A 9,021-nucleotide genomic window follows, 5' to 3' on the forward strand; every position below is an offset into this window, starting at 1 on the left:
TCTTATTTATAAATAAAGAATCTTTGTTTAGGCCTGCGGCATGAATAATACCATGGAGGAGGCCAAACCTTGCCTTGGATGTCTCAATAATACGTACAACATTTTCTCGTTTACTAACATCCGCTTGAATGTATTCAACTTCTGCACCGAAAGACTTTAAGGCTTCAAGTCGGTTCTGCATTTCTTCTGACAAAATAGATCGTCCAACGAGGATGAGTTTGGCTTGACATTTTTCTGCCAAATATTTAGCAGTTAGATATCCTACTCCTTTTATTCCGCCGGTAATGACGTATACGCCGTTCCAACGAAGAATGGAATACGTATCATCCAGTTCTTTTTCTGAACATTCGTTAAGGCATCTAACAAAACGTTTTCCGTCTTGGTGTTTGATTTCATTTTGCTTTCGATCCCAATTGGATAACTCGCTTTCCAATAGAACTTTGAAACTGGAAGCATCAAGATCGAGTGGGAGTCGTACCGTTTTGCCTTGAAAAAGTGGGTGTTCCAATTGGAGCGACTTAATGAACCCTATTATCCCTCGATAAAAAGCACTTGTAGCTGTTTCTTTTTCTTTAGATAAAAAAAGAACACGTAGCTCTTTTTGTAAACCGCTTGTTTGTCCCAATATCCCTTTAATCAACTTAGCTAATGGGAAGAAAACATTCGACCAAAAAATCGAAGTTTCTTTCTCAAATTCCATTGTTTCTTGCTCCGCAAAAAAAACTAAATTCAGCACGGGTTGTTCTGTTTTCTTTGCGACATCTTTCAACAAAAGTTCATAGTGCTCTGCTTGATCGGGATCAATCGTCCAACTCTCATCTTTTTGTTTATAATCTTTACCAAGCCTTAAATATCCGCTAGGTTTAAATTTCTTATCCAGTATTCCAACAATCTCTTGTTCAAAAGAAGTTTTCCCGAAGGCGCTGGAAAAAAACAAAACAGATGAACTGTACCCTGCTGCTTCTACAGGACACTCCATCCATTCTTGCTTAAGTCGAAAAACCGAGTAATCAGACTCATACATTTGTGGATCCGGTTTTTGTGTGGGAAGGGATTGGAACACTTTCAGAGCTTGCTCGGGATTGATTTCTTGATTTCTTAGCATGCTTGTGATGGCTTGTATGTCAAGTGTATGGCTCATAGCTTATACGCTCCTATCATAGACTGAATAGCTTCTTCATCAAGCTTGCCGCTATAAATCTCGTCAAACAACTCCAAGAGTTGTTGGTCACGGTTAGCTTTTCTTTTTGATTGCATAAGATTCTTGTCAACAATTTTGCCCAAGAAATTTTTCATCTGAATAACTACTTTTCCTTCTTCGTCCGTGATTGCAATATGGAAACTACTGTATTCAAAATCGATTGCATCCAGCGGATTACTTAATTCCACGTACGCATATCCTTTAGACGTTAAATTTCCTAGAATTTCAACTTCTCCCATTGAATAAGGAATATACAGCTTGTCTTTTCCCGCTACAGTTTGGATTCCTGCAATCGATAACAAAGCCGCGTCTAGAAGTGTAGGTTGAAGAGTAAATGAATGGAGTGAATCCATTACAGACGTTGGAATCTCTAACTTAGATAATGCTTCTCTGTCATTTCCTTTTACATATTTAATGGCTTTAAACCGTTCTCCAAGTTCAAGTCCCTTTTGGGCTATGAATGTGTATAACTCATCCCCAGACAAGTAACTTTTCGTACACGACTGATTGATTTGTTCAATATTGACGTATCGAGCTTCTTTGACTTCGCCCTGATCGATTTGAGCCTTACCCTGGAAGTGAATTTCTTGCTGTCCATTTTCAGTTTCGGAATAGACCTTGCAATCCAACATATTGTTTCTGCCTGAATGAATACTAATATAAATATCACGCGGGTCATGCTCAATGATAATTGGGCTCATCCAAACTGTGTTTCTTAAAACCGATATCTTTTGATTGGTAGCTAAAAATGCTGCCTCTCGCATCATTTCAAGGTAAGCAACACCAGGAAGTGTTTTTTTACCGAATATCACATGATCCTCCAAGAAAAATTCATGCCCCTTGAATGATTTTTTGTACTTTTGTTGATGTAAAGTTGATAGATTATAATCTAGTAATGGATGCAATTGTTTGGAGTCCATCATATGCTCATTTTCTGATGCTTGAGGTTTAAACCAATAACTATCCTTTTCAAAAGGATAAGTAGGTAGCGATAATCTAAATGGTAAGTCTGCTTTATATAATTCAAGCCACCTTAAATCACAGCCCTCAACATATAAGTCGGCAATCAAGGACAATTGCTGTTTTTTCTTCAACGGATCATTTATATGCTGTAGCTCTGTTAAAATACGCTCTCCTTCCAAACGAAGCGACTCATTACTCTTTACTCCTCCTTGGGATTTAAAAACGTACCCCCCATTCAAGAAGTGATGCTGTTGAGATGTCTCTAGCAATTGAATCAGATCTGAAATATCATCAGCAACAAATGCTAATCGGTGAGTAAAGTGATCTCGTCCCATATTTAGCGTGTAACTTAGGTCTTCAAGGATGGGTTCCTCGCTTTCGCACTGTAACCAATCCAACAGATCTTGCACTTTGTGAGATAAACTACCTTCAGTCTTTGCGGACAATAGAATAAGTTGCGGCTGCTTTAAATGATTTGTACGTTCTTCATTTTTAATGTTTTCCTCAACAACCATATGCACATTAGTTCCGCTGAAACCAAAAGCGTTTAAAGCTGCTCTTCTGGGCTTTTCCTCTTCTTTAATCCAAGAACGAAGTTCAGTGTTTACATAAAAAGGGCTATTCTCAAAGTCAATCAACGGATTATTATTTTTAAAATTTAAGGTCGGCACTAATTGTTTATGCTTAATGGAAAGAAGAACTTTGATTAATCCTGCAATTCCGGCAGCTGCCAAGGTATGACCAATATTCGTTTTTACAGAACCGATAGCACAGTAATTTTTCTTGGAAGTATACCTACTGAAAGATTCTGTTAAAGCATCTAATTCAATGGGGTCGCCTAACTTTGTCGCTGTGCCATGGGCTTCGATGTAATCAATGCTTTCTGGATCAATATTAAACTTGTCGTATACTTCACACTCCACTTCAATTTGAGATGGTGTGCTAGGAGCTGTAATACCATTTGTTTTGCCATCCTGATTGATAGCTGATCCAGCTATAATGCCATAGATATGGTCTCGATCCTGAAGTGCTTGACTCAAAGGTTTTAATAATAAAACACCGACACCTTCGCCTGGAACAAAGCCATTTGCCTTTTGATCGAAGGTATGGCATTGCCCGTCTCTGGAGAGCATTCCACTTTTACTTGCTAATACGTGGAATTGAGGGGTGGCTAAAACTTCCGCTCCTCCTGCAAGTGCCATATCGCAAGTTCCATTTCTGATACTGTCACACGCTAAGTGAATGGCAACAACTGAAGAAGAGCAAGCGGTGTCCACAGCCAAACTAGGGCCTTTCAGGTTCAGATAATAAGAAATTCTAGAAGCTAGGATAGCATTGCTATTCCCCATAAAGGCATAACTATCAAGGCACTCCGAATGGCCATGCATTAAGTTCTGATAATCTCCTGTCCCTGTACCTACGTACACGCCACATCTTTCTCCACTCATCTGCTTCATGCTATAACCAGCATCTTCTACAGCTTTCCACGATTCTTCAAGGAATAACCGTTGTCTTGGATCCATTAACTCAGCTTCGGCTGGAGAAATATTAAAAAACATCGGATCAAATTCGTCTACACCTAACATTAATCCTGCATGCTTGCTATAACTTTTCCCAACTGTCTCAGAACTCTCATCGTAAAAAGAGTCAATTGGCCACCGATCTATCTCGCTGACGCTACAGTTCCCGTTCTTCAAGTTACTCCAGTATTCGTTTACATTTTTGGCTCCTGGAAATTGAGCCGACATTCCTATTACAGCAATGTCGAAACAATCCTCATTCACTTCATCAACCTTAGGAGCATCTTTTTCATTTGTCTGCATTTTTGAAGAGGACTCTAAAACATAAATATCCTTTCCAAATTTATTTTGGATATACGTTTTCAATTCGCTAATAGAAGGATAGTTAAATAAATCTGTTGATTTTAGCGTGATTTTCAAGCGTGTATTAATCAAATTGACTACTTCTACTGCGATGATCGAATCGACTCCAAAATCTTTAAAGGCATGTTCGTCGTTGAATTCTTCACTTTCTGCCTCAAGCGCTTCGGACAAACTTTCTATAATCACATTTTGTACGAAGTCATCTTTTTGATTCCTACTTGCAGGGGCATATTCACTATTTTCAAACTGAATTATTTCTGTTGCATGAGAAGAATTCTTTTCCTTTTTCGCTACAATAACATTCTGCCCCGTATCCACTTGGGCAAACTTTTCCGCTCCTACTACTTCGTTTATTTCAAAGCCGGATTCATTAAGCAGTAAACACCATTTCTCTGAAGACAATAGAGGCGATCCCTCAATACGCAAAGCGGCATCTTCAAATAACCACCATCCTTCTAGTAAACCAAACGTAAGAGTAAGGAATTCTTGCTTTTCTGTGCCTTCATTAACGATTAAGAGACCTTCGTCGGAGAGCATTTTTTGGATATTGGTGACGGTATTCGTCATGTTTTTCGTAGCATGCAGAACGTTCGTAGCAAGAATGACATCATAAGAACCATTGGAGAAACCTTGTTCTGACGGATTTTTTTCTACGTTTAAGATCTTATACTTAGTGAATGGGTACTTTTCGCTAAATTCTCTTTTTCCATGCTGTATAAAGGCAAGTGAAATGTCTGTATATGTGTATTCCACTACATCCCTATAATGTAACAATCCTCTTAAAACAGAGGTGCTTGTTCCTCCTGTACCTGCTCCTACTTCTAATATTCTGATCTTTTCTCCCGGTAACAGTTTTTCTTTTCTTGATTCTATATAGGGGATCAGTTGGTAAAGCATCGACTCATTAAAAAATGTCGATGTTCGATTCCCTCGATAAATTCCTTTGACACGTTCCATTGACCCATTTGGAAACAAAACTTCAGCGACTGGTATTTGACCAGATAACAATTCTAAATATGAGTTTAGACAGATACGCACCAACTCAATATAATCTTTCATTTCGGGATAATCGATAATAAAAGAAGCGACAGACTTTTCTAGTGAATCCTTCTTAGGCAACATTTTCAACTTTTCTGTACGGCCATATTGATTTGAATTGAGATACATAAATCCGTATCTACATAAGATCGATAACAGTTCGTCGAATAATTGATTAAAATTAGATTTTAAGCCTAAGCTTTTTTTGATTTCTTCTTTTGTATATAGCGTTTCACCTTTTGCAAATAATCCACTGGATATAAGCTCTCTTGCCAATAAAGTAACGCTTAGGTCGTTCAGTTCATTCATACCTGCACGCAATTTTCTTACATAAGCAGAGTCGATAGAAGAGTCGAATTCAATCCCTCCCTGAGGCTTCACTCCTATTGATTGAAGCAATTGTGAGGAAGCTTTTATAGCCATGACTTGTTCATAGCCAGATAGAAGAATATTTTTAAACGCCTGAGTTCCCTCTTCAGAGTGAATAGAGAATAATCCTTGTTGAGCGAGCTTTCGATTGTATTCTTCACTAGAAACAATCCCAACTTCACCCCAATATCCCCAGTTAACGATTTGTGCCGGAATGCCTTTTTCCCGTCGTAAGTAGTAAGCGAAAGCGTCTTTGTATGTACACGCTGCCGCATAATTACTTTGACCTAGATTGCCTGAAAATGATTGTGCAGAGGAGAAAAATACCATGAAATCGAGTTTTTCGTTCTTTATCGCTTGGTAAAGTGCAATAGATCCCGCCATTTTAGGGGTTAGCACTTCTTTTAATTCAACTTCGCTCATGAACTCGATTAGTCGATCCTTTAATACAAGTGCAGAATGAATAACTCCATTGATGTTCCCAAATCTAATTTTTGCAGTATGGATGGCTTTTTTAACTTCATTTTCGTCTGTAGCATCTGCTTGGATATACAGCACTTCTCCACCTAGATCTTCTATCAAGTTCATCTTTTCTCGAATCGAATTATTGATAGTGCTACGTCCTAACCAAATTAGTTTAGCTTGTAGGGACTCAGCTAAGTAACGACTTATCGCAATCCCAATCCCTCCAGCTCCGCCTAGTATCAGATAGGTACCACCTTGGCGGAACGGTACATCTTTAATTACGTTTTCTGTTTCTATGGGAGCAGGAATAATTTCTTTGATGAAAATGCTGTTTTCCCGCAGCGCTATTTCCTCAAGTTCCTCTACAGCCGCTGCTTTTAATAGTCTTTCAGCCCAAATGTCACAAAAGCGAGTTGGCTCTTTACTTGAAGATGGGTTTGGAATATCCAAGGTACTAACTTTCCATTCCGGATACTCTTTTGATAAAGAGCGTGCAAACCCATTCAACCCAGCATGAGTTGGATTGACCATGTCTCCTTTGTTAACTGCTTGAGTACCAGATGTAACAATCATTACTCTCGTAAAGTGCATTGTCCATCCTAATTCACTGGCCGCTTTTACTAGGCGAAATGTTGAAAAAAGACTGTATTCTTGACTTTTTTCTACGATGAAAGAATTAGAGGCATTTTTAACCTCGTTAACGATTCCACCTAAGTGAATAATAATATCTGGTTTTTTCAGCTGTTTAAATGCTTCTTTATAGGCTTGTATAGAAGGCGAAACGAGATTCCATTCATTCTCTCTTTTTCCTAAACCTTCTCGATCTATACAGATGCGATAAAATTTGTTCTCTGGCATAAGTAAGCGTTCTAAAGAGTCAGCCCATTCTCGCGCCTTATCTGGATATATGCAGACAATATTTTGGTTAGACCATTCTAAGTCTCTCTTTGCATATGGCGTTTCTCTCCAAGAAGGTACAAAGTATGCTAGGGGGACGCTGGGTTCTTGGTCTTTATCGCTATCCTTACTCCAAGTCGTTCTCAAAGCAGTCGGTTGCTGTCTTACATTCAGCTCTACATCTTCTCCTTGTTTAATCCAATGACGTTTTCTATCAAAAGAATAGGTAGGCAATGAAACTTTTGTGACTCCATCAGTGAACGAGTACAACTCATTCCATGGGATCACTTCTCCTTCAACCCAGCACCTTGCCAATAAATCATAGTTTTTATCGTTTACAGCTTGAAGAACATTTTCTTTAATTAAACGCTCACTTGAAGGGGAGGTGTTGGCTTTTCCAGCATAATGTGTAGTCTCATCAGAGCTGCTTAAATAAGCATTCAATTTATCGATGAGCTGCAATTTATCGGACGCCAAAAAGACGACACGATTTTCCATCTCTTGTCGTCCGACTTGTAAAGTATAGGCAATATTGAGCAAAGGGGGATGGTCATCCCGGTTCAATAACGCAACCATTTTTTCTAAATACCTTTTTAATGAGATTTCACTACGCGCGGAGAAAATGAAGAGCATATCTTGCTTTGCGTTGAAATTTTTCTCTTGTTCTACATCTGATGTCAAATATTCCTCCACAATAATGTGAGCATTTGATCCACCTGCTCCGAAAGAACTAAGTCCTGCTCTCCTTCCCATCAGGTTCTCATCAGGTTGTAGAATTCGGCCTTGCCAATCTTCAAGTTCTCTTTGTATCTGAATTCCCGAATTCTCTAATACAACGTCAGGATTTATTTCCTCAGCATGCAGAGAAGGAACAAGTTTCTTATATTTCATCTGTAAAAGCACCTTGGTTAAACCAGCAATTCCTGATGCTGACTCTGCATGCCCAATGTTGGACTTAACAGATCCTAAACGGCAATCCATGGATTCTGACACTTCGCCAAAGGCTTTTCGCAGACCCGCTACCTCTATAGGATCACCTAGAGATGTTCCAGTACCATGGGCCTCAATGTAGCTGATACTTTCTGCTGAAACATTTGCCTTTTCCATAGCGCTTTTAATTATTTCAGCTTGCAACTGTGGGTTTGGCACGGAATAACCATGCGTCCGACCTCCGTGGTTGATAGCAGATGACTTGACAATTGCATATATTTGATCTTTGTCTTGAAGGGCTTTATGGAGTGGTTTTAATAACACTGCTCCTACACCTTCGCCAGGTATGAATCCATCTCCACCCTTTCCAAAGCTGCGACACTCTTTACCGGTCGATAAAAATTTTCCCTGGCTGAGTAAAATATATTTATTGGGATGGATCGTTAAGTTCACTCCGCCTGCCAACGCTATTGTACTCTCTCCTTTTCGAATACTATTGCATGCAAGATGGATAGCTGTTAGAGAAGAAGAACACATCGTATCTAATGCCATACTAGGGCCGTTTAAATCAAAAAAATAAGAAACGCGATTTGCAATTGAAGAGAATACTGAATTAGGAATAGATTTATTCATAGCAGCTTGTTCCATGCCATATAGTTGGTACTGCCCATACATAGCGCCTACGAAAACGCCTACAGTCTCTTCTTTTAAAGCTTCTTCTGTATATCCTGCATCTTCAAAGGTGTTCCACGCTGTTTCCAAGAAAATACGTTCCTGTGGATCCATGAGATTAGCTTCGCGTGTAGAAATATTAAAAAACCGAGGATCAAACTTATCAGGGTGACTGATGAATCCACCATATTTCGCATAACTCTTTCCTTTGGCTGTCTTATCGACATCGTAATGTTCTGTATGATCCCACCTTGTGGGCGGGATCTCTGTGACGCAATTACGTCCTGCAACAAGGTTGTCCCAAAATTCATAAAGATCTTCAGACATTGGGTACCTTCCGTTCAATCCTACAATTGCGATTTCATCTTCATTTAAACGTTGTTTAGAAGTTACTCTTGGAGACTCTTTGATTCCTTCTTCCATGTTCTCAACGTTCACTGGAGAACCTGAATCATTTTGTTTGCTATGGCTAAACTCTTCAACTAAAATGTTTGCATGTTGCATAAACTCTTCACTGTAATGTTCCATCAGATGTTTTGCTAACGAGTCTAAATCGTTATATTCAAACAATAAGGTTTTAGATAAATTATTGAATCTTTTTTC

The 9,021-nt window shown here is 39.0% G+C and carries 2 protein-coding genes; both read right to left on the reverse strand.

Annotation, left to right across the window (positions count from 1 at the left end):
• Window positions 1–1,141 (reverse strand): SDR family NAD(P)-dependent oxidoreductase (locus WKI47_RS21235; protein ID WP_340229193.1); only part of this gene is annotated, 1,141 nt, incomplete at its 3' end.
• Window positions 1,138–8,946 carry an SDR family NAD(P)-dependent oxidoreductase gene (locus WKI47_RS21240; protein ID WP_340229194.1) on the reverse strand — a complete coding sequence of 2,603 codons (7,809 nt, stop codon included), beginning with the start codon at window positions 8,944–8,946 and terminating at the stop codon, window positions 1,138–1,140. The genes WKI47_RS21240 and WKI47_RS21235, both read right to left, overlap by 4 nt.
• Window positions 8,947–9,021 lie beyond the last annotated feature (75 nt).

This window comes from Saccharibacillus sacchari (assembly GCF_037722395.1).
GTDB classification, from domain to species: Bacteria; Bacillota; Bacilli; order Paenibacillales; family Paenibacillaceae; genus Saccharibacillus; species Saccharibacillus sacchari_A.

What these genes read in the sequence shown, in the direction of transcription:
- WKI47_RS21240 (WP_340229194.1), bottom strand. Translation starts at nt 8,946, where the DNA reads ATGGAACATTACAGTGAAGAGTTTATGCAACATGCAAACATTTTAGTT.